The 23564-nt window shown below is 64.3% G+C and carries 22 protein-coding genes; 15 read left to right on the top strand and 7 right to left on the bottom strand.

The genetic code is table 11. The features are described 5' to 3' along the window. The first annotated feature begins 204 nt into the window (after positions 1-204). From EB815_RS14095 to glcF, 4 genes are all read left to right on the top strand, one after another. Positions 205-1527, top strand: a complete 1323-nt coding sequence (locus tag EB815_RS14095; protein WP_056565273.1) for a DUF3422 family protein — start codon at positions 205-207, stop codon at positions 1525-1527. 273 nt (positions 1528-1800) lie between these two features. After that, on the top strand, positions 1801-3297 hold the full coding sequence (locus tag EB815_RS14100; RefSeq protein WP_056565817.1) for an FAD-linked oxidase C-terminal domain-containing protein: 1497 nt from the start codon (positions 1801-1803) through the stop codon (positions 3295-3297). A gap of 64 nt (positions 3298-3361) precedes the next feature. After that, positions 3362-4567, top strand: coding sequence for an FAD-binding protein (locus EB815_RS14105; RefSeq protein ID WP_056565270.1), 1206 nt, complete (start codon positions 3362-3364; stop codon positions 4565-4567). A 10-nt stretch (positions 4568-4577) separates the two neighbouring features. After that, positions 4578-5903 carry a glycolate oxidase subunit GlcF gene (gene glcF, locus EB815_RS14110; RefSeq protein ID WP_056565267.1) on the top strand — a complete coding sequence of 442 codons (1326 nt, stop codon included), beginning with the start codon at positions 4578-4580 and terminating at the stop codon, positions 5901-5903. A gap of 10 nt (positions 5904-5913) precedes the next feature. Here glcF and EB815_RS14115 read toward each other — a convergent pair whose 3' ends face one another. Together EB815_RS14115 and EB815_RS14120 are read right to left on the bottom strand one after the other, a co-directional pair. After that, complete coding sequence (locus EB815_RS14115) at positions 5914-6834, bottom strand: bifunctional 5,10-methylenetetrahydrofolate dehydrogenase/5,10-methenyltetrahydrofolate cyclohydrolase (RefSeq protein ID WP_056565815.1); 921 nt, start codon at positions 6832-6834, stop codon at positions 5914-5916. 264 nt (positions 6835-7098) lie between these two features. Beyond that, entirely contained in the window at positions 7099-7839 is a 741-nt protein-coding gene (locus EB815_RS14120) for a L,D-transpeptidase (RefSeq protein WP_056565264.1), read from the bottom strand. Between the two features lie 213 nt (positions 7840-8052). Between EB815_RS14120 and EB815_RS14125 the strand changes: the two genes are divergently transcribed. Further along, positions 8053-8691 carry a DNA-3-methyladenine glycosylase I gene (locus EB815_RS14125; protein ID WP_056565261.1) on the top strand — a complete coding sequence of 213 codons (639 nt, stop codon included), beginning with the start codon at positions 8053-8055 and terminating at the stop codon, positions 8689-8691. A 3-nt stretch (positions 8692-8694) separates the two neighbouring features. Here EB815_RS14125 and EB815_RS14130 read toward each other — a convergent pair whose 3' ends face one another. Then, positions 8695-9030 carry a hypothetical protein gene (locus tag EB815_RS14130; RefSeq protein ID WP_320411993.1) on the bottom strand — a complete coding sequence of 112 codons (336 nt, stop codon included), beginning with the start codon at positions 9028-9030 and terminating at the stop codon, positions 8695-8697. Positions 9031-9199: 169 nt separating this feature from the next. On the opposite strand from EB815_RS14130, the gene hisS reads away from it, so the two are divergent. From hisS to EB815_RS14150, 4 genes are all read left to right on the top strand, one after another. After that, entirely contained in the window at positions 9200-10693 is a 1494-nt protein-coding gene (hisS, locus tag EB815_RS14135; RefSeq protein WP_056565810.1) for a histidine--tRNA ligase, read from the top strand. Positions 10694-10704: 11 nt separating this feature from the next. Beyond that, the gene (locus EB815_RS14140; protein ID WP_056565258.1) at positions 10705-11826 is read left to right on the top strand and encodes an ATP phosphoribosyltransferase regulatory subunit; all 1122 of its coding nucleotides are present in this window, start codon (positions 10705-10707) and stop codon (positions 11824-11826) included. Next, on the top strand, positions 11823-12521 hold the full coding sequence (gene hisG / locus EB815_RS14145) for an ATP phosphoribosyltransferase (protein ID WP_056565255.1): 699 nt from the start codon (positions 11823-11825) through the stop codon (positions 12519-12521). Before EB815_RS14140 ends, hisG begins: the two co-directional genes overlap by 4 nt. A 100-nt stretch (positions 12522-12621) precedes the next feature. Continuing rightward, a complete protein-coding gene (locus EB815_RS14150) occupies positions 12622-14394 on the top strand; it encodes an AMP-binding protein (RefSeq protein ID WP_056565252.1) in 1773 nt (590 codons plus the stop codon). Between the two features lie 41 nt (positions 14395-14435). Here EB815_RS14150 and EB815_RS14155 read toward each other — a convergent pair whose 3' ends face one another. Next, positions 14436-15344 (bottom strand): LysR family transcriptional regulator, encoded by a 909-nt coding sequence (locus EB815_RS14155; protein WP_056565250.1) that lies wholly within the window; start codon positions 15342-15344, stop codon positions 14436-14438. A gap of 100 nt (positions 15345-15444) precedes the next feature. Between EB815_RS14155 and EB815_RS14160 the strand changes: the two genes are divergently transcribed. Continuing rightward, positions 15445-16254 (top strand): class I SAM-dependent methyltransferase, encoded by an 810-nt coding sequence (locus EB815_RS14160; RefSeq protein WP_245303402.1) that lies wholly within the window; start codon positions 15445-15447, stop codon positions 16252-16254. 48 nt (positions 16255-16302) lie between these two features. Then, positions 16303-16791, top strand: a complete 489-nt coding sequence (locus EB815_RS14165) for a hypothetical protein (RefSeq protein WP_244493930.1) — start codon at positions 16303-16305, stop codon at positions 16789-16791. Between the two features lie 41 nt (positions 16792-16832). On the opposite strand, the gene EB815_RS14170 is transcribed toward EB815_RS14165, so the two are convergent. Further along, complete coding sequence (locus EB815_RS14170; RefSeq protein WP_056565807.1) at positions 16833-17519, bottom strand: TetR/AcrR family transcriptional regulator; 687 nt, start codon at positions 17517-17519, stop codon at positions 16833-16835. A 103-nt stretch (positions 17520-17622) separates the two neighbouring features. Continuing rightward, the gene (locus EB815_RS14175; RefSeq protein ID WP_056565243.1) at positions 17623-18567 is read right to left on the bottom strand and encodes a nucleoside hydrolase; all 945 of its coding nucleotides are present in this window, start codon (positions 18565-18567) and stop codon (positions 17623-17625) included. Positions 18568-18670: 103 nt separating this feature from the next. Between EB815_RS14175 and EB815_RS14180 the strand changes: the two genes are divergently transcribed. The 4 genes from EB815_RS14180 (at position 18671) to EB815_RS14195 (ending at position 22434) form a co-directional block, all read left to right on the top strand. Continuing rightward, positions 18671-19684 carry an isopenicillin N synthase family dioxygenase gene (locus tag EB815_RS14180; protein WP_056565241.1) on the top strand — a complete coding sequence of 338 codons (1014 nt, stop codon included), beginning with the start codon at positions 18671-18673 and terminating at the stop codon, positions 19682-19684. A 90-nt stretch (positions 19685-19774) separates the two neighbouring features. After that, entirely contained in the window at positions 19775-20632 is an 858-nt protein-coding gene (locus EB815_RS14185) for an ABC transporter substrate-binding protein (protein ID WP_056565238.1), read from the top strand. 57 nt (positions 20633-20689) lie between these two features. Then, positions 20690-21631, top strand: a complete 942-nt coding sequence (locus tag EB815_RS14190) for an amino acid ABC transporter permease (RefSeq protein ID WP_056565235.1) — start codon at positions 20690-20692, stop codon at positions 21629-21631. A gap of 50 nt (positions 21632-21681) precedes the next feature. Then, positions 21682-22434, top strand: a complete 753-nt coding sequence (locus EB815_RS14195) for an amino acid ABC transporter ATP-binding protein (protein ID WP_171883354.1) — start codon at positions 21682-21684, stop codon at positions 22432-22434. A gap of 120 nt (positions 22435-22554) precedes the next feature. On the opposite strand, the gene EB815_RS14200 is transcribed toward EB815_RS14195, so the two are convergent. After that, positions 22555-23463 (bottom strand): hydrogen peroxide-inducible genes activator, encoded by a 909-nt coding sequence (locus EB815_RS14200; protein ID WP_056565229.1) that lies wholly within the window; start codon positions 23461-23463, stop codon positions 22555-22557. Positions 23464-23564 lie beyond the last annotated feature (101 nt).

Raw genomic sequence — 23564 nt, forward strand, 5'->3', positions numbered from 1 at the left:
ATGCCTGGACGGTGAACCGGTGTCGCATAGGATAAAGCCTGCGTCGCCAACTGGTCAAATTATTTATCCAATTGGTCGAAGCGCGTCGGTTTCACCGCTCGGCGCTCTGTGATCTTCGGCTAAACTTGCTGTTTGCGTCGTCAGGCGATTGGCCCTAGAGGGACGCGAACGCAAGAGGGTTCAGAGAAACCCGGGGGACAAGCCGTGTCAGACGACCCGTCCAATCTCGAGTTCCAGCCACGCGCCAAGGGCAGCGTCATGGGTTTTCCCGCGCATGAGGGCCGGCCCGGCGCACTCGGCGAGGTCCACGCCCGGCCGCATCCGCTCATTGAAAAGCCGCGCGTCCTCGTGCAACTCGCCTTCATGACGGAGGGCGGCTCCGGCGTCGACCACGCCGTGCTTTCCGAACTGTCGCGGCGCCTCGGCATTGCCGCGCCCGATCGCCAGGCCCGCCACCATGCGATGAAGTGGGGCAAGGGCTCGCTGCGCTGGGAGCGGCATACGGAATTCTCGACCTATCTGTGGGAAGGACCGCTTTCTGAAAATGGCAGGACCCAGGAGGATTCGCCCTTCGGCAACGGCTTTTCGCCGCCGGGAACCGTCATCTCGGGCATCCGGCTCGAAATCCGCAAATGGACGCAAGTCAGCGAGCGGCTGATCGCGGCTTTCGACCCGACCAGCCTGTGCTACTCGCTGGTCGAGCGCGGCAACGCGGCAATCGTCACCGATTTTCGCCAGGATGGCGACGGCATGACCCGTATATTGGTGCTTGATCGCGGGCTGACGCCGGCCCGTACCGGGGCGCTGTCGCAGCGGCTGATCGACATCGAGACCTACCGCACGCTGGCCATGCTCGGCTTGCCGCTGGCCCTGACCCTGTCGGGCCGCGCCCGCCGCATCGAGGACAGGCTGGCTCAGACCACGCTGGAAATGAAGGTCGCCGAGACCCGCGACAGCCAGACGTTGCTGGCGGACCTGACCGAACTCGCCGCAGAACTGGAGGCGGACGCCGCGTCGAGCCTCTACCGTTTCGGCGCCAGCCGCGCCTATGACGGCATCGTCGTCGAGCGGCTGGAAGCGCTCGAGGAAGAGGCCGTGCCGGGCTACGACACCTGGGGTGGGTTCCTGCAGCGCCGCGTTGCGCCAGCAATGCGCACCTGCCGTTCGGTCGAGGAGCGCCAGGCCAATCTGTCACGAAAGCTGACCCGTGCCACGACGCTGCTGCGCACCTGGGTCGATGTCGAGGTCGAAAAGCAGAACCGCGACCTGCTCGCCTCGATGAACAACCGCGCCCGCCTGCAACTGCGCCTGCAGCAGACCGTCGAAGGTCTTTCGGTCGCCGCCGTCTCTTATTACGTCGTCGGCCTCATCGGCTATGTCGCCAAGGGCGCCTCGGTCTTCGGCCACGCCTTCGCGCCGGAGGTCGTCACCGCCGCTTCGGTGCCGGTGGCCATCCTGCTGGTCTGGTGGGGCGTGCGCCGCGTGCGCCGGATGCATTCCGAGCCGTCGAAGCACCCAGGCGAGTAGCGGCTGCCTCACTCTCCCCCTTGTGGAAGGGTCGGCTCATGGTCGTAGCGAAGCGAAGATCGCGAGCCGGGGAGATGCTTCATGAAACGCCGCGCTGACCCCCAGCCCGCTCGCTAGGTTCGCGACCCCGCCACAAGGAGGGGGAAACAGCGGCAGATTGCCGCTACGGAAGCTTCTCACGCGCCTTGCACGAGTGTCTTCACGCCGCGGCATTTGCAACCGGCTCGCTTAACTGGTAAAAGATATTGACCAGTAAAGCGAATGGGGCTGCTGATGTCCGGCCTGGCCATGCCGAAACCAGACGACGCCACGATGCGCCGGCGCGACGAGATTGTCGCGGATATGCGCATCATCGTGCCGGGCGAGGGCGTCGTTGACGCGACCAATCAAATGCGCGCCTTCGAGAGCGATGGCCTGACCGCCTATCGGCAATTGCCGCTGGTCGTCGTGCTGCCCGAAACGGTGGCGCAGGTCTCCCGCGTGCTGAAATACTGCAACGACCGCAACATCCGCGTCGTGCCGCGCGGTTCGGGCACCTCGCTGTCCGGCGGCGCGCTGCCGCTGGAAGACGCGGTCCTGCTGGTCATGAGCCGCTTCAACCGCATCCTTGCCATTGACTATCCCAACCGCACCGTTGTCGCCCAGCCGGGCGTCACCAATCTCGGCATCACCATCGCCGTCGAGCAGGAGGGTTTTTATTACGCCCCCGATCCATCCTCCCAGATCGCCTGCTCGATCGGCGGCAACGTCGCGGAGAATTCCGGCGGCGTGCATTGCCTGAAATACGGCCTTACCGCCAACAATGTGCTCGGCATTGAGATGGTGCTGATGAATGGCGAGGTGGTGCGGCTGGGCGGCAGCCATCTCGACGCCGAAGGTTACGACCTGCTTGGCGTCATGACGGGTTCGGAAGGCCTGCTTGGCGTCGTCACCGAGGTCACGGTCCGCATCCTCAAGCGGCCGGAGACAGCGCGCGCGCTGTTGATCGGTTTCCCCACCAGCGAGCAGGGCGGCCAGTGCGTTGCCGACATCATCGGCGCCGGTATCATTCCGGGTGGCATGGAAATGATGGATCGGCCAGCGATCCATGCGGCGGAGGATTTCGTCCATGCCGGCTACCCCCTGGATGTCGAGGCGTTGCTGATCGTAGAACTCGATGGGCCGGCCGTCGAGGTCGATCATCTCATCACCGAGGTCGAGGCTATCGCCATCCGCAATGGTTCCACCACCTGTCGCATCTCGCAATCCGAGCAGGAGCGGCTGACTTTCTGGGCTGGGCGCAAGGCGGCTTTCCCCGCCGTTGGCCGCATTTCGCCCGACTACTACTGCATGGACGGCACCATCCCGCGCAAGGAGTTGCCGCGCGTGCTGGCCGGCATGCGCGAGCTGTCGGAAAAATACGGGCTTGGCGTTGCCAACGTATTCCATGCCGGCGACGGCAATCTGCATCCGCTGATCCTTTACGATGCCAATGTGCCCGGTGAACTCGACAAGGCCGAAAGCTTTGGCGCCGATATCTTGCGTCTCTGTGTCAAGGTCGGCGGCGTGCTCACCGGCGAGCATGGGGTGGGGGTCGAGAAGCGCGACCTGATGCCGGAAATGTTCAACCAGGCCGATCTCGACCAGCAGATGCGCGTCAAATGCGCCTTCGATCCCAACCATCTGCTCAATCCGGGAAAAGTGTTCCCGCAACTGCGCCGCTGCGTGGAGCTGGGGCGCATGCATGTGCATCGGGGACAGGTGGCGTTCCCGGATATTCCGAGGTTTTGAGGATGGCCTATCAGAACGGGGGTTCCTCGCCCCGCAATGCGGGGGCGAGGAGCCAGGGACGGCCATGACCACCTTCACCCCGACCACGTCAGAAGAAGTCCTGTCCTCCGTTACCTCAGCGGTGGTGGAAGAGACGCCGATCGAAATCCTTGGTCACGGCTCCAAGCGCGGCATCGGCCGTCCGCTGCAGACGGAGCACACGCTTGACCTGTCGAAACTCACCGGTGTCACGCTTTACGAACCCGCAGACCTGGTGCTGTCGGCAAAGGCCGGCACGTCGCTGGCCGAAATCGAGAAGCTGCTGGCCGAAAACGGCCAGCAGCTGGCCTTCGAGCCCATGGATTACGGCCCGCTGCTCGGCGGCGAGCCGGGCAAAGGCACGATCGGCGGCGTGCTGGCCGCGAACCTGTCCGGGCCGCGCCGGCTGAAGGCGGGGGCGGCGCGCGATCATATCCTCGGCATCAACGTCGTCTCCGGCCGGGGCGAGGCCTTCAAGTCCGGCGGGCGCGTGGTCAAGAATGTCACTGGCTATGACATGTCGAAGCTGATGGCCAACAGCTGGGGCACGTTGGCCGTGTTCACCGACGTTACCTTCAAGGTGCTGCCGGCTGCCGAAACCGAGGTGACGCTTGCCGTGCGTGGCCTGCTTGACGATGCCGCGGCAAGCGCCATGGCCTTGGCGCTTGGCTCCAGCGCGGAAGTGTCGAGTGCCGCCCATCTGCCCGAGCGGATCGCCGCGCGGGTCGCTGGAGGCGCGCTCGGCAGTGAAGCCGCCACCTTGCTTCGGGTCGAAGGTTTTGGCCCGTCCGTCACCTATCGCGTCGCCGCGCTGAAGACGCTGCTCGGCAAGGCCGGGCCGCTGGAGGAGATTTCGGGCGAGGCTTCCCGGCTGATCTGGCAAGATGTGCGTGATATCATGCCCTTCGCCGACGGCAGCGAGAAACCGGTCTGGCGGGTCTCGATGACACCTACCCAAGGTCACCAGATGGTCCTGACACTGCGCATGCAGGCCGCCGTCAGCGCCTTCTACGACTGGCAGGGCGGACTGGTGTGGTTGCGTATGGAAGAGGGCGACCCGGAAGCCGCTCTGCTGCGTGGACTGTTGCGCAAACATGGCGGCGGCCATGCGACGCTGGTGCGCGCCGCTCCCGCTCATCGCGCCGCCCTGCCGGTATTCGAGCCGCAGGCGCCAGCACTGGCCGCGCTCAGCCAACGGCTGAAGCAGGAGTTCGATCCGAGGAACCTCCTCAATCCCGGCCGCATGGCCTAGGAAATCAGCGATGCAGACCAATTTTTCACTTGCCCAGCTTGCCGATCCGCATGTCGCGGAATCGGAGAAGATACTGCGCAAATGCGTGCATTGCGGCTTCTGCACCGCCACTTGCCCGACCTATGTGACGCTGGGCAACGAGCTCGATTCACCGCGCGGGCGCATCTACCTGATCAAGGACATGCTGGAGAACGGCCGGCCCGCCGACAAGGAGATCGTCACCCATATCGACCGCTGCCTGTCGTGCCTGGCCTGCATGACCACCTGTCCGTCGGGCGTCAACTACATGCACCTGGTCGACCATGCGCGCGCTCACATCCAGGAAACCTACAAGCGGCCGCTGCTCGACCGCCTGACCCGCGCCATGCTGGCCTTCGTTCTGCCCTATCCCACGCGCTTTCGCGCCGCGCTCAGACTGGCGAAACTGGGAAGGCCTTTCATCGGCCTGTTCGAGACAATCCCGGCGCTGAAGCCATTTGGAGCGATGCTCAAGCTCGCGCCGATATCGATCCCGGCGGCTTCGCCGACGGCCACGCCGAGCATCCATGCCGGACAGGGGGCAAAAAAGGGTCGCGTCGCCATCCTCACCGGCTGCGCGCAATCGGTGCTCGATCCGGCCATCAACGACACGACGATTTCGCTGCTCACGCGCCTCGGCGTCGAGGTGGTGGTGCCGCCGGGCGAGGGCTGCTGCGGCGCGCTGGTCCACCATATGGGGCGCGAACAGGCAGCCCTTGCCTCGGCAAGGCGGAATGTCGATGCCTGGACGCGTGCCATCGACCAGGGCGGGCTCGATGCCATCATCATAACAGCATCCGGCTGCGGCACGACGATCAAGGACTACGGCTTCATGCTGCGCCTTGATCCGGCCTATGCCGACAAGGCCGCGCGTGTGTCGGCGCTGGCCAAGGATATCACCGAATATCTGGCCGGTCTCGACCTGCCCGAGCCGGTGCGCAAGCCGGGCACTGTCGTCGCCTATCACTCGGCCTGCTCCATGCAGCACGGCCAGAAGATCGTCCGCCAGCCGAAGGATCTGCTGGCCAGGGCCGGCTTCATCGTGCGCGAGCCGCGCGAGGGCCATCTGTGCTGCGGCTCGGCCGGCACCTACAACATCCTGCAATCCGAGATTTCGGCCAAGCTGCGCGACCGCAAGGTGAAAAACATCGAGGCGACGGGAGCTTCCATCGTCGCCACCGGCAACATCGGCTGCATCACGCAAATTGCCTCCGCCGCCAGGATGCCGGTGGTGCACACGGTAAAACTGCTCGATTGGGCCTATGGCGGGCCAAAGCCGGACGGCGTTCTGGACGGGAGCCCGATCGCCGCCGAGTAGGGGTCGGCGCTTATTCCGCCGCGAGCCTGTCCGCCGTGCCGTAGGTCGCCTCGTACCGCGCGCGCTGCCGGCTGAGCGCCACCATCGTGTTGCGCAGCAGGATCGCGACCGTGATCGGACCGACGCCGCCCGGCACCGGCGTGATCCAGGAGGCGACTTCACGCACGCTTTCGGTGTCGACGTCGCCGACGATGCGGCTCATCCCATCCGGTCCGACCTCGGAATTGATGCCGATATCGATGACGGCCGCACCTGGCTTCACCATGTCGGCCTTGATCAGCCGGGGTTTGCCCACCGCGACGAACAGCGCGTCGGCACGGCGCGCATGTGCGGCGACCGACCGCGTCATGTGATGGCAGACCGTGACCGTCGCGCCTTCGCTCATCAGCAGGAACGCGATTGGCTTGCCCACGATTTCCGAATGGCCGACGATGACGACTTCCAGCCCCTTGAGGTCGAGGCCGGTTTCCTTGAGCAGTTCGACCGAGGCCGCCGCCGTGCAGGGCGCCAGATCGAGCTGGTTGTAGACGATGTTGCCGATCGAGGCCGGATGCATGCCCTCGACGTCCTTCAGCGGATGCACCGCCGCCTGCAGCGTCTTGATCGGGATATGGGCGGGCACCGGCCGTTGGATGATGATGCCGGTGACGCGTGGATCCGCGTTCAGGCCGTGGATGGCGGCTTCGAGTTCACCCGCGGTGATGGTGGCGGGAAAACGCCGTTCCTCGAAATCGATGCCGGCGAGCTGAGCCTTGGCGCGCTGGTTGCGCACATAGACGTCAACCGCGTCGGTATCGCCGACGGTGATCGAGATCAGCTTGGGCGGAAAACCCTCGGCTTTGGCGATTGCCGCATCCTCGCGCACGGCGGCGATGATGCGCTGGGCAACCGGGCCGCCCTTGAGGTAGCGGCTGTCATCGGACAGGGACATGGATGAACTCTTTCTTTCGTTGGCGCCGACATAGCAAAAGAACATCGAAGATGGCAGCACGAAAGCGAACCGCCATGCCTTTTGCGCGACGCAACGACGCGGGCCGTGTCGCGGGCACCCGACGCCGATCAAAAAAGATAAGGGCAGCGCGGTCTCCCGCACTGCCCTTCTCGACCGACCGCATCCCCATACGGCCCGTCCCCCGTTATTCCTTCCAAATTCCGGAAACGACGTATTTCCCGGTCAGGTGATTCGCTGGAGCTATTATATCACCTCGACCGTTGTTCCGACATTGACCCGTTCGTAGAGATCGACAACGTCCTCGTTGCGCATGCGGATGCAGCCCGACGACACCGCTCCGCCGATCGTCCACGGCTGGTTGGTGCCGTGGATACGGTATTCGGTCGTGCCGAGATAGAGCGCACGGGCGCCGAGCGGATTTTCGATGCCGCCGGCCAGGTAGGTCGGCAGATAGCGGCCCTTGGCGGCCTCGCGCTTGATCATTGCCGCCGGCGGACGCCAGTCCGGCCACTCGCGCTTGTTGGTGATCTTGTGTGTGCCCGACCATTCGAAGCCGGGCTTGCCGGTGCCGACGCCATAGCGCCGTGCCTTGCCGTTCTTCTCGACCAGGAAGAGGAAATTCTGCGTCGTATCGATGACGATCGTGCCCGGCTTCTGCGGGCCGTCATAGGCGACTTCCTGCGGCAGGTAGACCGGGTTGATCTGTGGGCGCATCACCATGCGCTTGGCCGGCGGCTGCACGGCGGCCGTCTGCACCCGGTCGGGCTGTGCCGGTTGCGCGGTGCGCAGGCGCGGCTGCTGCACGATTTGGCGGCTCTGCCGCACGATGCCGGGCGCGCGGCCAAGCTGCAGCACCCAGGGGGCGGAAAGATCGGGGCTCACCATGACCGGCGGCCTGTCGGCATAGCGGTCGCCAGCGGCCGAGGGGGTGACGCCGGCAAATACAGCCACGGCGCCGAGCACGGAAAACAAAACTCTCTTCATCGGGAACGCACCTTGATCGTCTGATACAACCGGGTGGAAACGCTCCCGGTTCAGCGATCATTGGCGCGCAAGCAGCAACCGAAACATGAATCGGAATGCGTAAAATGCGGTTCTGCCAGTAAACCCTTTGGTGTGGTTACCGCCCGGTTCAGGAATCTGGTAAAGCCACGGTAAAAGCGGCGCGGAAGCGCGTTAACGGATGGATTTTTCGCAATGAGCAATGAAAACACCGGCCTGCTTGCCGGTCCCGACGGTGTCGCGCGCTGCTTCTGGCATGGCAACCTGCCCGATTATCTCCATTACCATGACCATGAATGGGGCCGGCCGGTGGCCGATGACCGCAGGCTGTTTGAAAAGATCTGCCTCGAAGGCTTCCAGTCGGGCCTCTCGTGGCTGACCATATTGCGCAAGCGCGAGAATTTTCGCGAGGCCTTCGCCGGCTTCGACTTCGACAAGGTCGCCGCTTTCACCGACAAGGATGTCGAGCGCCTGCTCGGCAATGCCGGCATCATCCGCCATCGCGGCAAGATCGTCTCGACCATCAACAACGCCAAGCGCGCCCGCGAGATGGTGGACGAGTTCGGCTCGCTCGCCGCCTGGTTCTGGAAATTCGAACCCGGCAAGGAGGAGCGGCCCAGAATTGTCGATCTCGCCCATTTGCGTGCCAATCCGACCACGGCGGTCTCGGTGCGGATTTCGAAGGAATTGAAGAAGCGCGGCTGGAGCTTTGTCGGCCCGACCACGGTCTATGCCTTCATGCAAGCCATGGGCCTGGTCAACGACCATCTCGAAGGTTGCGTCTGCCGCAAGCAGGTCGAGAAGGAACGGAAGGCTTTCAAGCGGCCGAAGTGACGTTCAGGTGCCGTTGGCGCTGGCCAGGAAAAGTCCGGCAATGATTGCCACCACCGTCGCCACCGTCGGATAGATGACCAGCAGCCCGGTCACCAGCGCTTCGCGCAGGGAAGTCCCGTTGTCGGTGGCGGCCGGCACATCGAACGGGCCCGCAGCCTGGCCAAGCACTTTCGGTGCATGGATGCCCGCCGGGCGCAGCCGCGCCGGCAGCGCGCCAGCGTCGCCATCGGCATGGAATTTCACTGCGCTGGTCATATTCCCGAACCCCTTCATGTCGATGCGCTGTATCGGCTCCGATTGTGTCGGTACGATGCCGCGCTCATGGCGCGATTGTTTCATTTTCCGTGCGTTTTTGTTTCACGGAAGTTCGCTTCTGTCTTCTCTTGATCCGGGCTGGTCCGAGGCGGCGACCCTTGCCGCTCTGGGCTTCATCGGTTAGGACACGCGCGTTGCGAAAATCGCAACATTGTTGACCTGCAAGCATCACGAAACTCCGGGCAAGCATCTCATGGCCGATAAATCGGAAAAGACGAAAGCGCGGCTGCCGCGCGGTTTTGCCGACCGCAGCGCCGAGGACATTCGCGCCGTCGAGAAGATGATGGCGACGATCCGCTCGGTGTACGAGCTCTACGGCTTCGAGCCCGCCGACCAGCCGTTGATCGAATACACCGATGCGCTCGGAAAATTCCTGCCCGACCAGGACAGGCCCAATGAAGGCGTGTTCTCGTTCCAGGATGATGACGACCAGTGGCTGTCGCTGCGTTACGACCTGACCGCGCCGACGGCGCGTTTCGTCGCCGAGAATTACGAACGCCTGCCAAAACCCTATCGCAGCTACCGCTCCGGCTGGGTGTTCCGCAACGAAAAGCCCGGCCCCGGCCGCTTCCGCCAGTTCATGCAGTTCGACGCCGACACGATCGGCACGCCGGGTGTCGCCGCCGACGCCGAAATGGCGATGATGATGGCCGACGTGATGGAAGCGCTCGGCATCAAGCGCGGCGACTATGTGATCCGGGTCAACAACCGCAAGGTGCTCGATGGCGTGCTGGAGGCAATCGGCCTCGGCGGTGATGAAAATTCCGGACGCCGCCTGACCGTGCTGCGCGCGATCGACAAGCTGGACAAGCTCGGCCCGGAAGGCGTGAAGCTTCTGCTTGGGCCGGGGCGCTGGGATGGCGGCAAGGAAGGCGAGGGCGATTTCGCCAAGGGTGCCGGCCTGGATGACAAGCAGGCCGGGGCGGTTCTCCTGGCGACAGCGCGCAATGCACAGGGCCAGGATGCCAGCGTCAACGCCAACGCGACTTACCAGGAAGGCGTCGGCGAACTCGCGACGATCGAAGCCCTGGTCCGGGCCGCCGGATACGGCGAAGATCGCATCGCCATGGACCGCTCCGTCGTGCGCGGCCTCGAATATTACACGGGCCCGGTCTTCGAGGCCGAGCTTCTGGCCGAAATCCCCAACGAGGACGGCCAGATCGTGCGCTTCGGCTCGGTTGGCGGTGGCGGCCGCTATGATGGCCTCGTCTCGCGCTTCCGTGGCGAACCGGTGCCGGCGACGGGCTTCTCCATTGGCGTTTCCAGGTTGATGACGGCGCTGAAGAACCTCGGCAAGCTCGACAGCGCCGACGTGATAGCACCGGTCGTCGTGCTGGTCATGGACAAGGATACCGAGAGCCTCGGCCGCTACCAGAAGATGGTGGGCGAATTGCGCGCGGCCGGCATCCGCTCCGAAATGTATCTCGGCGGCGCCGGGATGAAGGCGCAGCTCAAATATGCCGATAGGCGCGGCTGCCCGGTCGCAATCATCCAGGGTGGCGACGAGCGCGCCAAGGGCGAGCTGCAGATCAAGGATTTGATCGAAGGCGCGCGCATGTCCGCCGAAATCACCGACAACGCCGAATGGCGCGCCGCCCGCCCGGCGCAAGTCACGGTGGCGGAAAGTGAACTGGTCGCCGAGGTGAAGAAGATCCTGGTGGCGCAGGCTGCCGATCGCGCGAAATAAGAGCGCGGCCAGTGACCTCGCGCTATCCCGCCATTGCAGCCGACATCACCAGCCTCTTCGCCGCGCGCGACACGCACGCGGTCGAGGTTGCCGTCCTGCAGCCGGCGGACCCGTTCCTTGACATGGCCGGAGAGGATCTGCGGCGCCGCATCTTCCTCACCGAAAGCGAGACCGGGCAAACATTGTGCCTGCGGCCTGAATTCACCATTCCGGTCTGTCTCGACCACATAAGCTCGCAGGCCGGCACGCCGCGCCGCTATTCCTATCTGGGCGAAGTGTTCCGCCAGCGTCGCGAAGGCGGCAATGAATTCTTCCAGGCCGGCATCGAGGATCTTGGCGACCGCGACACGGCGCAAGCCGATGCCCGCTCGGTGGCCGATGCGCATGCGCTGCTGTCGCTGGTGCTGCCCGGCCAGCCGCTGACGGTCACGCTCGGCGACCAGGGCATCTTCGAAGCGGTGCTGGCCGCACTCGGTCTGCCGCGCGGCTGGCGCATGCGGCTGGCCCGTGCCTTCGGCTCGGCGCCGATGCTGCAGGCGGCACTTGCCGATCTCGCCAACCCGCCGCGCAACGGCCAGCTCTCAGGCGATGTCGCCGCCCTTGTCCTCGATGGCGATCTCGAAGGTCTCTCGATCCACATCGCAGGCGGCATGGAAGAGGCTGGGCTTTCGGCAACGGCCGGGCGCTCACCCTCCGACATTGCGCGGCGATTGATCGAGAAGGCCGAATTGCGCAGCGTGAGGCTGTCGAATGAGGCCTTCGCGGCATTGAAAAGCTTTCTGGCGATCGACGTGCCACTCGATGGCGCGGCTGAGGCGCTGGAGACCTTCGCCGCTGGTGCCGGGCTTTCACTGGGTGCCGCGCTGGAAAAATTCGCCGCCCGTGCCCGGGCGATCGAGGCGCATGGCTTGCTGGCAGGAAACATCCGCTATGACGCCGCCTTCGGCCGTCCGCTCGATTACTACACTGGTGTGGTCTTCGAAATCGCGGCGCAGGATAGCGAGCGCCCCTTGGCTGGCGGCGGCCGCTACGACCGGTTGCTGACATTGCTTGGCGCCAAGACGGCCATCCCCGGCGTCGGCTTTTCGGTTTGGCTCGACCGCATCGAGGCGTTGCGGGAGACGGCACCATGATCACCTTGGCCATTCCGTCGAAGGGCCGGCTGAAAGAGCAGGCGCTGGACGTGCTGGCCAGGGCCGGCCTCGCCATCAGCCTGCCCGGCGACGAGCGCAAATATCACGCCCGCGTCGAGGGTCTGGACAATGTCGAGGTCGCCTTCCTGTCGGCGTCCGAAATAGCGGGCGAGATCGGCCAGGGTGCGGTCGATCTCGGCATCACCGGCGAGGATTTGGTGCGGGAAAACCTGGCCGACTGGGAAGCGCGCGCGGAAATCGTCGCCCGTCTAGGCTTCGGCCATGCTGACGTCGTGGTGGCCGTGCCCGAGATCTGGCTCGATGTCGACACCATGGCCGACCTCGACGACGTTGCCGCCGATTTCCGCCAGCGTCATGGCAGGCGGCTGAGGATTGCCACCAAATACTGGCGGCTGACGCAGCAATTCTTCTCGCAGAAGCATGGCATCCAGGTCTATCGCATCGTCGAAAGCCTGGGGGCCACCGAAGGCGCGCCGGCGGCGGGACTTGCCGATGTCATCGTCGACATCACCACGACCGGTTCGACGCTGCGGGCCAACCATCTCAAGGTGCTGGGCGACGGCGTCGTGTTGAAGTCGCAAGCCTGTCTGGTCGCGTCGAAGAAGGCGCGTGCCACAGGTGATGAAGCCATCTTGCGCGACATCGTCACGAAGATGGCGGCGGCGGTCGGGTAACGATCGCTCCCCTCCACGGAACAAAACTCCAGTACCATCGACGGGATTTCCACCGTCCCGGCAGGCTGATAGGCTCGATGCGGCCTGGGAGGAGACAGCGATGCCGGTCAATCTCGACGAGCTGAAGAACGCCACCAATCTGCGCGGCCGCGGCGCGCGCGCCGGCAGCGTCTTTATCGCACCCGTCGATGGCAGGGCGCATGTCTCGGGCGAGCGCAAGGTACCGCTGCTCGACAAGACCATTCCGGCACTTTTTTCCGACACCGCCAGCAGATACGCCACGCAGGATGCCGCCGTTTTCGTCGGCCAGGACAAGCGCTTCACCTGGAGCGAACTGTCGGACACGGTGGATGCGCTGGCCGCCGGCTTCCTGGCGCTCGGTCTCGAAAAGGGTGACCGCGTCGGCATCTGGTCGCCCAACAGGTGGGAATGGCTGGTGACGCAGTTCGCCACCGCCCGCATCGGCCTGATCCTGGTCAACATCAACCCGGCCTACCGGCTGACCGAACTCGAATATGCGCTGAACAAGGTCGGCTGCAAGGCGCTGGTGACGGCCGCCAGTTTCAAGACCTCGGACTATCTCGGCATGATCGAGACGCTGGCGCCGGAGATTGCCAAGGCGACACCGGGCAAGCTCAAGGCAAGCAAATTGCCGTCGCTCAGGATCGTCATCCGCATGGGCGACGAGAATTCGCCAGGCATGTTCAATTTCGCCGACGTGCTGGCCATGGCCGGCCGCGACGAGCATGACAGTCTCGACCGCATTTCAGAGGGACTGAAGCCGAACGATGCGATCAACATCCAGTTCACCTCGGGCACGACGGGCGCGCCCAAGGGTGCGACGCTGACTCATTTGAACATTGTCAACAACGGCAATTTCGTCACCTCGGCGATCAAGCTCACCGTCGACGACCGGCTCTGCATCCCGGTGCCGCTCTATCACTGCTTCGGCATGTCGATGGGCACGATGGGCTGCGTGTCGAAGGGCGCGACCATGGTTTTCCCGGGCGAGGGTTTCGATCCCGGCGCGACGCTGAAGGCCGTGGCGCAGGAGCGCTGCACCGGCCTTTATGGCGTGCCGACCATGTTCGTCGGCATGCTCGATCATGCCGATTTCAGCGCCTTCGATCTCTCCAGCCTGCGCACCGGCATCATGGCCGGCTCGCCATGCCCGATCGAGGTGATGAAAAAGGTGGTGTCGCTGATGCATATGTCTGAGGTGACCATCGCCTACGGCATGACCGAGACCAGCCCGGTCTCCTTCCAGAGCGGCGTCGACGATCCGCTGGAAAAACGCGTCTCGACGGTTGGGCGCATCCACCCTCATGTCGAGGTCAAGGCCGTCGATTCCGACGGCGCCACCGTTGCCGTCGGCGCGCCGGGCGAACTGTGCACGCGCGGCTATTCGGTGATGAAAGGCTATTGGGACGACGAGGACAAGACCCGCGAGGCGATAGACAGCGACGGCTGGATGCACACCGGAGACCTCGCCACCATCGATGCCGAGGGCTATTGCAACATCGTCGGACGGGTCAAGGACATGGTCATCCGCGGCGGCGAGAATGTCTATCCGCGCGAGGTCGAGGAGTTCCTCTATCGCCATCCCAAGGTCAGGGAAGTGCAGGTGTTCGGCATTCCCGACCAAAAATATGGCGAGGAACTGTGCGCCTGGATCGTGCTCAAGCCCGGCCAGATCGCCACCGAACAAGAGATCAAGAACTTCTGCGCCGGCCAGATCGCGCACTACAAGATCCCCCGCCACATCCGCTTCCGCACCGAATTGCCGATGACGGTGACCGGCAAGCCGCAGAAGTTCCTGATGCGCCAGGCGATGGTGGAAGAGCTGGGGCTGGTGGCGCAGAAGACGGCGTGAGCAGGGGGGAAGCGCCGAGGGTTTCGGCATCGTTCCTTACCTCACATTTCGGATTTGAGGTGATCGATGAAGGCGCGCAGCTTGGGCAGGATCTGGCGTTTGCCCGGGTGATAGAGGAAGACGCCGGGCGTCGTGGCGGAGATGCCTTCCAGCACCGGCTTGAGTTTTCCCGCGGCGATCGGATTTTCGGCGACCGGTCGAGGGATCTGCGCCAGCCCTACGCCTTGCATCGCGGCCCCAAGCAATGTCGGATAGTCATGCGCGATCAGCGGGCCTGAGACCGCCGCCTCGATCGTTCCATTGCCGTCGACGAAGGACCAGGGCGCGATGGCGCCGTTCGAGCGGCGCAAGCGCAGGCAGGCGTGGTGGCGAAGGTCGTCGACGCGCTCGGGGCGTCCGCGGCGCTTGAGATAGTTGGGGCTGCCGACAACCACGAACGAGAATGCCGGAGTGAGCCGTACCGCGATCATGTCCGGTGCGATGAACTGGCCGAGGCGGATGCCGGCATCGAACCCGCCGGTCGCCAGGTCGACCATCTCGTCGCTCGCGGCGATCTCCAGTTCGATCTCGGGATAGGCCCGGCAGAACGAGGCGATCACCGGCTCCAGGATCAACGGCACGACGGCGCGCGGGACGGACAGGCGCAGCAGGCCCGTCGGGCGCTGGCCGAGATCACGCGCGGCCTCGCCGGCCGCGACGATCTCCTCGAAGGCGGGGCCGGCACGGTCGAGGAACCGCTGACCGGCCTCGGTCAGGCCGACGCTGCGTGTCGTGCGGACAAACAGCGCCGCACCGAGCCGCGCTTCCAGCGCGCGCACCGCCTGGCTCACGGCCGACGGTGTCACGCCGAGATCGGCGGCGGCGCGGCGGAAGTTGCGGCGCCTGGCGACAGCCAGGAACACCTCGACGCCGTCGAGCGCACCGTGCCGGATTGTGTAGTTCTGCTTCATGGGTTGTTGTGATTACAGCGGATAGTCGAACGATGGAAGCGGGTTTAGGTAAGAGCCCGAGAGACAGGAGCATCTTGCCATGACCAATGAACTTGATGGAGTGCGCGACCACTATCGCGCGACTGGCCTGACCGAGCGGCTGAGGGCGGTGCTGGCTGACCTCGGCCCGGAGGATCAGCTTCTCACGCCGCAGCAGCTGGGCGCCCTCGACCAGTTTCACACCCGCGGGCTTGCCGCGACGGCTGAGCTTGCCCAATTGGCTGATATCACCGCCGGCATGTCGGTTCTCGACGTCGGTTCGGGCGTCGGCGGGCCGGCGCGCTTCTTGGCTGCGACCTATGGCTGCCGGGTTACCGGCGTGGACCTCAGCGAGCCTTTCGTGGATGCCGCGCGCTATCTGACCGGGCGCACGGGGCAGGGTGGGCAGTTGTCGTTCCAGACCGCCAGTGCGCTGGAGCTTCCGTTCGATGACGGCTGCTTCGACATCGTGCTGCTGCAGCATGTGGCGATGAACATCTCCGACCGGGCGCGGCTGTACCGCGAGATTCGGCGCGTGCTGAAGTCAGGCGGCAGGTTTGCAACTTTCGATGTCGTGTTGGGCAGCGGCCAGCCGCACTATCCGCTTCCCTGGGCGCGAACACCGGCGACGAGCTTCCTCCTGACAAGCGACGCGACGCGCAAGGCGATCGAACCGGCCGGCTTCCATATGCTGGCATGGCAAGACGACACGGAGGCCGCCAAGGCCTGGTTCGCGCAGTTGCGTGCGTCTGGTCCGCCGCCGTCGCCAAATCTCGGCGTGGTGATGGGATCGGACTTTGCCGAGCTTGCAGCCAATCTGGGACGAAATCTCATGGAAAGCCGGCTCGGAGTCCTGACAGCGGTGTTCGAGGCCGCATCGACCAACAGTTGACAGGAGACCGCAATGTCGACGGAAATCCTTTTCTAGACCCATCTCGTTCTGGGTTATGTCGCGTGGCTGCTTTGCTTCGCTGCGTATATCTGGCCGTGGCTGAGCTCGATCGACCGCGTCGCGGCGCAACGCGCGATCGCCACGCTGCACAGCTTTCGCTTCTTCGGGCTCGTCTTTATCCTTCCGGGCGTCGTCAGCCCAGACCTGCCCGCCAGCTTTGCCACCTTCGCCGCTTATGGCGACTTCGCAACGGGGGTGCTGGCCATGCTGGCGCTGCTCACGGTGCGGATACGCCAGCTCTTCCGGCCGTTCGTCGTCGCCTTCAATGTCGTCGGGGTGGTCGACCTCATCGTGGATTATTATCAAGCCATTCAGGCCGACCTCCCGGCCCATGCAGGATTGTTTGGCGCCACCTACGCCATCCCCGTCATCTACGTGCCGCTGCTGATGATCACGCACGTCACCGCATTCTATCTTCTGCTGCGCCCGCACCGGAACGCGACACGCACCGTCGCCAACGAGGCGACGGCTTCGTAGATTGTTTGGAGATCGGCTGGGCGTCCCGCAACCCGCCGCCGCTACGCCCCTTGCTGGCGACGGCCGGTCCGCATTTCGCTCGGTCGCGGCGCCGAACCCGGCTCCTGCACGAGCGGTCCAAGCAGCACCTCTCCGAACAGCGGCTGGTAGCTTCTGCGCACCGCCGGATCCTCCTTGAAGGACAGCGCGTACTGGCCGATCTGGTGGAAATAGGTGATGCGCGCCCTGACCAGGCTTTCATCCTCGGGATAGCCCATGGCGCGGAAGGAGCGGATCAGGAGCGCGATGCGCAGGTCGTCCATGTCCTTGACCTCCTGCGTCAGTTTCTTCGACGTGCGCGACCAGTCGCGTACCGCCAGGTCAAGCAGAGGGCTGAACGGCGCTTCGTCCACCCAGACATGCACGATGTCGGTGAAGAACTGCAGGCCGTCTATGTCGTGCATGTCGCGCATCGCCCAGAACGGCGCGCAATTGATGTCGCGCCATTCCTGCAGCAGGCTGTCGCGAAGGTCGGCCAGGCTGGCGAAGTGGAAGTAGAAGGAGCCGCGCGTCACCTTGAACTGTTGGGCGAGGCGGTCGATCTTGACCTCGCCGATGCCGCGCTTTTCCAGCACCTTGCGTGCCGCCGCGATCCAGGCCTCGCGACTCAGCGTCTGCCGCGCCGCCTTCGCAGGCGGGGCGGCTTTGGACGGTCTCTTGCCTCTGGCAGGGGTGCTGTCCGCTTTCATCTGATCAAGACCTTCATCGCCATGCCCAACGCCTGCAATCTGTTTGCCGGCTCCGATGCGCTTCGCGACTCTTCGAGTGTCCATCTATCGCGGAACGCCGGGCTCAGGGCAATGCGCTGATCCGCTCCAGCATGAGTTCGAAGAACGGCGCCGGGTCGATGCGCCGCAGCACGTTGCAGTTCTTGCGCCGGCCGGTCACGTGCCACCAGTCGACGACGGTCATGCCGATCGTCTCCGGCGAGACGATGTCGACCGTCACCGCGCACTGGCGCTGCTCATAGATCTGCGGCGCCAGCAGATAGCCGGTGACGCAGGCATCGTGGATGGGGCGCGCCGGCGTTTCGAATTTGTGCGTGCCGTACTGGCGGAAGAAGTCGGCCAGATTGGCCGCCTCGATCGCGGCGCGGCTGCCGGTGGCGCGCAGGCGGTCGAGCCACTCGGGCGTCATCAGCGCGGTGTAGGTGCAGTCTATGCCCGCCATGGTCACCGGCACGCCGCTGTCGAACACCTTGTGCGCCGCATGCGGGTCGACGAAGATGTTGAACTCGGCCGCGGGCGTGGCGTTGCCGCCCTGGAAGAAGCCGCCGCCCATCAGCACCACTTCGCGCAGCCGGGGCACGATCCTCGGCTCCATGGTCATCGCCATGGCGAGATTGGTCATCGGCCCGAGCGTGCAGACGGTCAGCTCGCCCTCCGGTGCATCCATGATGGTCCGCACCATGTAGTTGACGGCGTGTTCGTCCTGCAGCCGCGTCACCGGCTCGGGAAGGTCGGCGCCGTCAAGACCGGTTTCGCCATGGACATACTCGGCCGTGATCAGCTTGCGTACCATCGGCGCTGGGCATCCGGCATGGACCGGCACATCGGGCCGCCCTGCAAGCTCGACGACCTTGAGTGCATTCTTCGACGTCAGGGCCAGCGGCACATTGCCACCGACCGTGGTGATGCCAGCCACGTCGAGCTCGGCCGGAGAGCCCAGTGCGAAAAGGATGGCGAACGCGTCGTCCTGGCCCGGATCGGTGTCGATGATGATCTTGCGTGGTGCCATGATGCCGCGACTCTCCTTTTGCCATCGAAAGCCTATTGATGAGGCCGTTCGGATGTGTAGAAATACAGTACTGTATCTTATGTTCAAGACAGGGTGTTCGAAAATGGATGCACAAGAGCGCGGCGATTTTTCCGAAATTCCGATCCTCGACGTTTCGGCGCTCTATGGCGACGACGAAGCCGCGATCCTGGCAACGGCGGCGACGCTGCGCCGCTATCTCGAGACGATCGGCTTCCTCTACGTGACCGGCCATCCCATTCCGCGCGCCGACGTCGAAGCCGTTCGCGAAGCCTCCAAGCGCTTCTTTGCCTTGCCCGAGGAGGAAAAGGCGAAGCTCAAGATCGACAAGAATTTCCGCGGCTTCCTGCCCTTTGCCGGCTCGACCATCGTGACCTCGTCGGTGGCGACCGTCAGCAAGCCGAACCAGAGCGAATCGATCTTCTTCATGCACGAGGTCGGCGCCGACGATCCTAGGGCCCTGGCCGAAAAGCCGCTGCAAGGTCCCAACCAGTGGCCGGACGAGGCCACGGTGGCGGGCTTCAGGCAGACGATCGAGCGTTATGTCGATGAGATGGGCACGCTTGCCCGCAAGATGGTCCGCGCCATCGCGCTCTCGCTGGGACTGCCTTCCGACAGCCTCGACCGCCATTTCGAGCAGCCGACGACCTTTCTGCGGCTGCTGCACTATCCGACCCAGCCTCAGGAAGAAGGGCTCTTCGGTTCTGCGCCGCATACCGACTATGGCTTCATCACCTTGCTGGCTCAGGACAATGTCGGCGGCCTCGAGGTCAAGAACAAGGCGGGAGATTGGGTTCCCGCGCCCCCGGTCCCGGATTCCTTCGTGATGAATGTCGGCGACATCCTGGCGCGCTGGTCCAATGACCAGTTTGTCTCGACGCCGCACCGCGTCATCAACCGGTCGGGACGCGAGCGCTATTCGCAGCCCTTCTTCTTCGATCCCTCCATGGACGAGATCATCGAGGCGCTGCCGGTCTGCGTGCCGGCCGGCACGCAGCCGAAATACGCACCGGTGCTCTATGGCGACTATCTGATGGAGCGCATCGACAAGAACTACCACTATCGCAAGAAGAAGGCGGCCGAAGCGGCAGGCGCTTAAGCGAATGTCGAGCCCGAGCAGGTCCCTGAACGGAGGCCGGCTCGGGCTTTGCCTGGTGAAGACTGCAAACAAGCAAGAAAGGGGAACAGCATGAATGCATATCTGCGAACGGCCAGCCTTGCGCTGGCGATATCCACCATGGCCTGGGGCGGGGTTTCCCGGGCCGCCGAGGTTGCGAAATCCACCGACGTCAAGCAGAGCGGAACGCTCGCTGTCGCCAACACGCTGGACTATGCGCCGTTCGAATATCTGGATGCCGACGGCAAGCAGACCGGCATCATCATCGAACTCGCGGGCGAGGTGGCCAAGCTGGTCGACGCCAAGCTTGATGTTCAGCGCACGCCATTCCCCTCGATGATCCCCGGCCTGGCCGCTGGTCGCTTCAAGATCGCCTGGGAGACGTTCTCGGCCACGCCCGAACGGCTGAAGCAGGTCGATTTCGTCATGTTCCTGAAGGCCGGTCTCGCCGTCTCGACCTCGCCCGACAAGAAGGCGAGCTTCAGCGGCGACATGCCGCTTTGCGGCAAGCGCATCGGCGTTTCGGCCGGCAGCGCCTCCGACTTCCTGGTCGACAAGCTCGGCAAGGAGTGCACCGACAAGGGCCAGGCGGCCATCGAGAAGTCGGTCTTCAACTCCTCGACCGATATCGTCCAGGCCGTGCTGTCCGACCGTGTCGACGCGCGCATGGACGATGCGACCGCGTCGAGCTATTTCGAGGTGACGAGCAAGGGCCAGCTGGTGGTGTTGCCGACGCTTTACGAGGTCGCGCCGCTCGGCATGGCGATCGCCAAGGACGATAAGGAAACCGCCGACATGATGGTGGGCGCGCTCGCCGAGCTGTTCAAGAACGGCACCTACAAGGCTATTCTCGACAAGTACGGCATGGGCGCTTACGCCATCAAGGAACCCTACTTCGTCGGGACCATGGACGCGCTGCGCGCCGAATAGAAACGACCCGGCGCCTGATCATCGGTCAGGCGCCGGCCAGCAATCAGGAGACGATTGATGGGCGTGGCCCACCCGACCGAGATCGGCGTCGAGCCGGGCGTTGCCGCTGCCGTGTCGCGACTGACCGTCGTGCCGCAGCGCCGCTATGGCATCTGGATCGGCACGGCGTTCGCGTTGCTGCTGGCGTTCCTCATCATTCGCGCCTTCGCCAGCAATCCGGCCTTCGCCTGGAGCACGGCCGCCGGCTACCTGTTCCACCCCTCGATCATGCGCGGCCTTGGCAACACGCTGGTGCTCACCGTCATCATCATGGTGTTGGCGATCGTGGTCGGCACTGTCATCGCCATCATGCGGGTATCGCCAAGTCAGGTGCTGCGCGCCTTCGCGGGCGTCTATGTCTGGTTCTTCCGGGGTGTCCCGGCGCTGATCCAGCTGATCTTCTGGTTCAACCTGTCGCTGCTGGTGCGCGAAATCTCGCTCACTGTGCCTTTCCTGGGCACGCTTTTTTCCGTACGAACAAATGATTTCATGACCCCGTTCTTCTCCGCTGTCGTTGCGCTTTCGCTGTGCGAGGCCGGCTACATGGCCGAGATCATCCGCGCTGGCATCAAGTCCGTGCCGTCGGGCCAGTCGGAAGCGGCGAGCGCGCTCGGCATGCCCTACCGCATGATCCTGAAGCGCATCACCCTGCCGCAAGCCATGCGCTTCGTGCTGCCGCCCACCGGCAACGAGGCGATCAACCTCCTGAAGATGACCTCGCTGGTGACCTTCATCGCCGTTGATGACCTGTTCTATACGGCGCAGAGCATCTATGCCCGTACCTTCGAGACCATCCCGCTCCTGATCGTGGTCGCCTTCTGGTACCTGGCCGTGGTCAGCATCATGTCGGTCGGGCAGCATTTCCTGGAGCGCCATTTCGGCCGCAGCGACACGCGCCGTGATCCCCTGGCGATGCGCGCCTTGCGCAACTTGATCAGCCTGCGCGGCGTTGCCCGATGAGCGACGTGAAGTCCGAAAATCGCGCCCGCTTCGGCGTCCCGGCCGATTCCATGGTGTTCGCGCGCGGCGTGCGCAAAACCTATGGCCAGCTTGAAGTGCTCAAGGGCGTCGACTTCGACGTGGCCGAGGGGACGGTGGCCTGCATCATCGGTCCATCGGGATCCGGCAAGAGCACGTTCCTGCGCTGCATCAACCATCTGGAAAAACTCAGCGGCGGCATCCTGTTGGTGGACAGCCAGTTCGTCGGCTACGACCTCCAGGGCGACAAGCTCTACGAGGTCAAGGACGATCTCCTGTGTCAGCGCCGGGCCGAGATCGGCATGCTGTTCCAGTCGTTCAACCTGTTCTCGCACATGACGGTGATGGAGAACCTGATCGAGGCGCCGACACAGGTGCGGCGCATCCCCGTCGACCAGGCCAAGGCCGAGGCGGAAGTCCTGCTTCGCCGCGTCGGCCTTGCCGACAAGGTCGACCGCTATCCGCGCGAACTGTCCGGTGGCCAGCAGCAGCGCGTGGCCATCGCGCGTGCCATGGCGATGAAGCCGAAGGTGCTTCTGTTCGATGAGCCGACATCGGCGCTCGACCCTGAACTGGTCGGCGAGGTGCTGCAGGTGATGCATGATCTGGCCGAGAGCGGCATGACGATGGTCGTCGTCACCCACGAGATCGGCTTTGCCCGCGAGATCGGCGATCAGCTCGTTTTCATGGACGGCGGCGTGATCGTCGAACGCGGCGTGCCGCGCGAGATGATCGCCAGCCCGAAATCGCCGCGCACCCGCGAGTTCTTGTCTCGGGTTCTCTAGGCAATTCCAGGAAAAGTGTGAAACGGTTTTCCGTCCGGAATTACGTCAAAACAAAGGAATAGAGTGGTTCGGTGTCTCCGCGAGACGATGAAACCGCTCCATCGTCCGGCTGGTCGCTTCTCACGCCGCCAGCATCGCCGCGCCGAGGCTGCGGATGATCTTGGCGAGTTCGACGCATTCACCATGCCTTGCATTGTTGCGCCGCCAGGCAAGGCAGATCATGCGTTGCGGCATCGGCTCCTGGAACGGCACGATCTTGAGGTCGGGGATGGTGCCGGCGGGTCCGGCCGCCATTTCGGGGATGAGCGTGACGCCGAGGCCATGCGCCACCATCTGCAAGAGCGTGGTCAGGCTGGTGGCGCCGTAGCTTGCCATCGCCACCGGACGGACATTGCCGCAGACCGCCAGCGCCTGTTCGCGCAGGCAATGTCCTTCCTCCAGCAGCATCAGCCGCTCCAGTGCCGGGCTCTCAGGCGGAACCGGCGGCGAGGCGAAGGCCGGATCGCCGGCTGGCACGGCGAGGAAGAACCGGTCCGGAAACAGTGCCTCGGTGGTCAGGCCCGGATGATCGAGCGGAAGTGCCGCGATGAAAGCGTCGAGCTTGCGTGATGCGGTGTCCTCGACCAGGGAGGTCGTGACGGCCTCGCGCAATTCCAGCAGCAAGGCCGGAAAATGCTTCTTCAGTTCGGGCAGGGCGCGCGGCAGAAGATAGGGCGCGACGGTCGGGATGATGCCCAACCGGAAGCGCCCCTCCATGGCCGTGCGGCCGCGCCGGGCTGTCGTTTCGACGTCGCGTATGTCGGCCAGGATGCGTTCGATACGCGGCAGAAGGGCAACCGCCTCGTCGGTCATTCGGACCGATTTGCCGCCGCGCTCGAACAGCCGGCAGTTCAGCCGTTGCTCCATCTCGGCGATCTGCGAGGACAGCGCCGGCTGGCTGACACCGGCGAGTTTTGCCGCGCGTCCGAAATGCAGCGTCTGCGCCAGCGCGTCGAAATAGTGCATCTGTCGGACAGTCAAGCCTATCATAAGAAAATCCTATCGAAATGAACAGGAAAGGCAATTTGTTTTTATCAGCAATGCGGCCTAGTCTGGAATCATTCCAGATTGGTGCGGTCGCCGGCCGGCCC

This window comes from Mesorhizobium loti (assembly GCF_013170705.1).
In the GTDB taxonomy this organism is placed as follows: Bacteria; Pseudomonadota; Alphaproteobacteria; order Rhizobiales; family Rhizobiaceae; genus Mesorhizobium; species Mesorhizobium loti_D.

Bases quoted from the DNA above. Each gene is read 5' to 3' on its own strand.
- EB815_RS14180 (WP_056565241.1), top strand. From the start codon at position 18,671: ATGGATGCACAAGAGCGCGGCGATTTTTCCGAAATTCCGATCCTCGAC.
- EB815_RS14200 (WP_056565229.1), bottom strand. From the start codon at position 23,463: ATGATAGGCTTGACTGTCCGACAGATGCACTATTTCGACGCGCTGGCG.
- EB815_RS14185 (WP_056565238.1), top strand. From the start codon at position 19,775: ATGAATGCATATCTGCGAACGGCCAGCCTTGCGCTGGCGATATCCACC.
- EB815_RS14105 (WP_056565270.1), top strand. From the start codon at position 3,362: ATGACCACCTTCACCCCGACCACGTCAGAAGAAGTCCTGTCCTCCGTT.
- hisS (WP_056565810.1), top strand. From the start codon at position 9,200: ATGGCCGATAAATCGGAAAAGACGAAAGCGCGGCTGCCGCGCGGTTTT.
- EB815_RS14190 (WP_056565235.1), top strand. From the start codon at position 20,690: ATGGGCGTGGCCCACCCGACCGAGATCGGCGTCGAGCCGGGCGTTGCC.
- hisG (WP_056565255.1), top strand. From the start codon at position 11,823: ATGATCACCTTGGCCATTCCGTCGAAGGGCCGGCTGAAAGAGCAGGCG.
- EB815_RS14150 (WP_056565252.1), top strand. From the start codon at position 12,622: ATGCCGGTCAATCTCGACGAGCTGAAGAACGCCACCAATCTGCGCGGC.
- EB815_RS14125 (WP_056565261.1), top strand. From the start codon at position 8,053: ATGAGCAATGAAAACACCGGCCTGCTTGCCGGTCCCGACGGTGTCGCG.
- EB815_RS14175 (WP_056565243.1), bottom strand. From the start codon at position 18,567: ATGGCACCACGCAAGATCATCATCGACACCGATCCGGGCCAGGACGAC.
- EB815_RS14195 (WP_171883354.1), top strand. From the start codon at position 21,682: ATGGTGTTCGCGCGCGGCGTGCGCAAAACCTATGGCCAGCTTGAAGTG.
- EB815_RS14130 (WP_320411993.1), bottom strand. From the start codon at position 9,030: ATGAAACAATCGCGCCATGAGCGCGGCATCGTACCGACACAATCGGAG.
- EB815_RS14120 (WP_056565264.1), bottom strand. From the start codon at position 7,839: ATGAAGAGAGTTTTGTTTTCCGTGCTCGGCGCCGTGGCTGTATTTGCC.
- EB815_RS14100 (WP_056565817.1), top strand. From the start codon at position 1,801: ATGTCCGGCCTGGCCATGCCGAAACCAGACGACGCCACGATGCGCCGG.
- EB815_RS14170 (WP_056565807.1), bottom strand. From the start codon at position 17,519: ATGAAAGCGGACAGCACCCCTGCCAGAGGCAAGAGACCGTCCAAAGCC.
- glcF (WP_056565267.1), top strand. From the start codon at position 4,578: ATGCAGACCAATTTTTCACTTGCCCAGCTTGCCGATCCGCATGTCGCG.
- EB815_RS14155 (WP_056565250.1), bottom strand. From the start codon at position 15,344: ATGAAGCAGAACTACACAATCCGGCACGGTGCGCTCGACGGCGTCGAG.
- EB815_RS14115 (WP_056565815.1), bottom strand. From the start codon at position 6,834: ATGTCCCTGTCCGATGACAGCCGCTACCTCAAGGGCGGCCCGGTTGCC.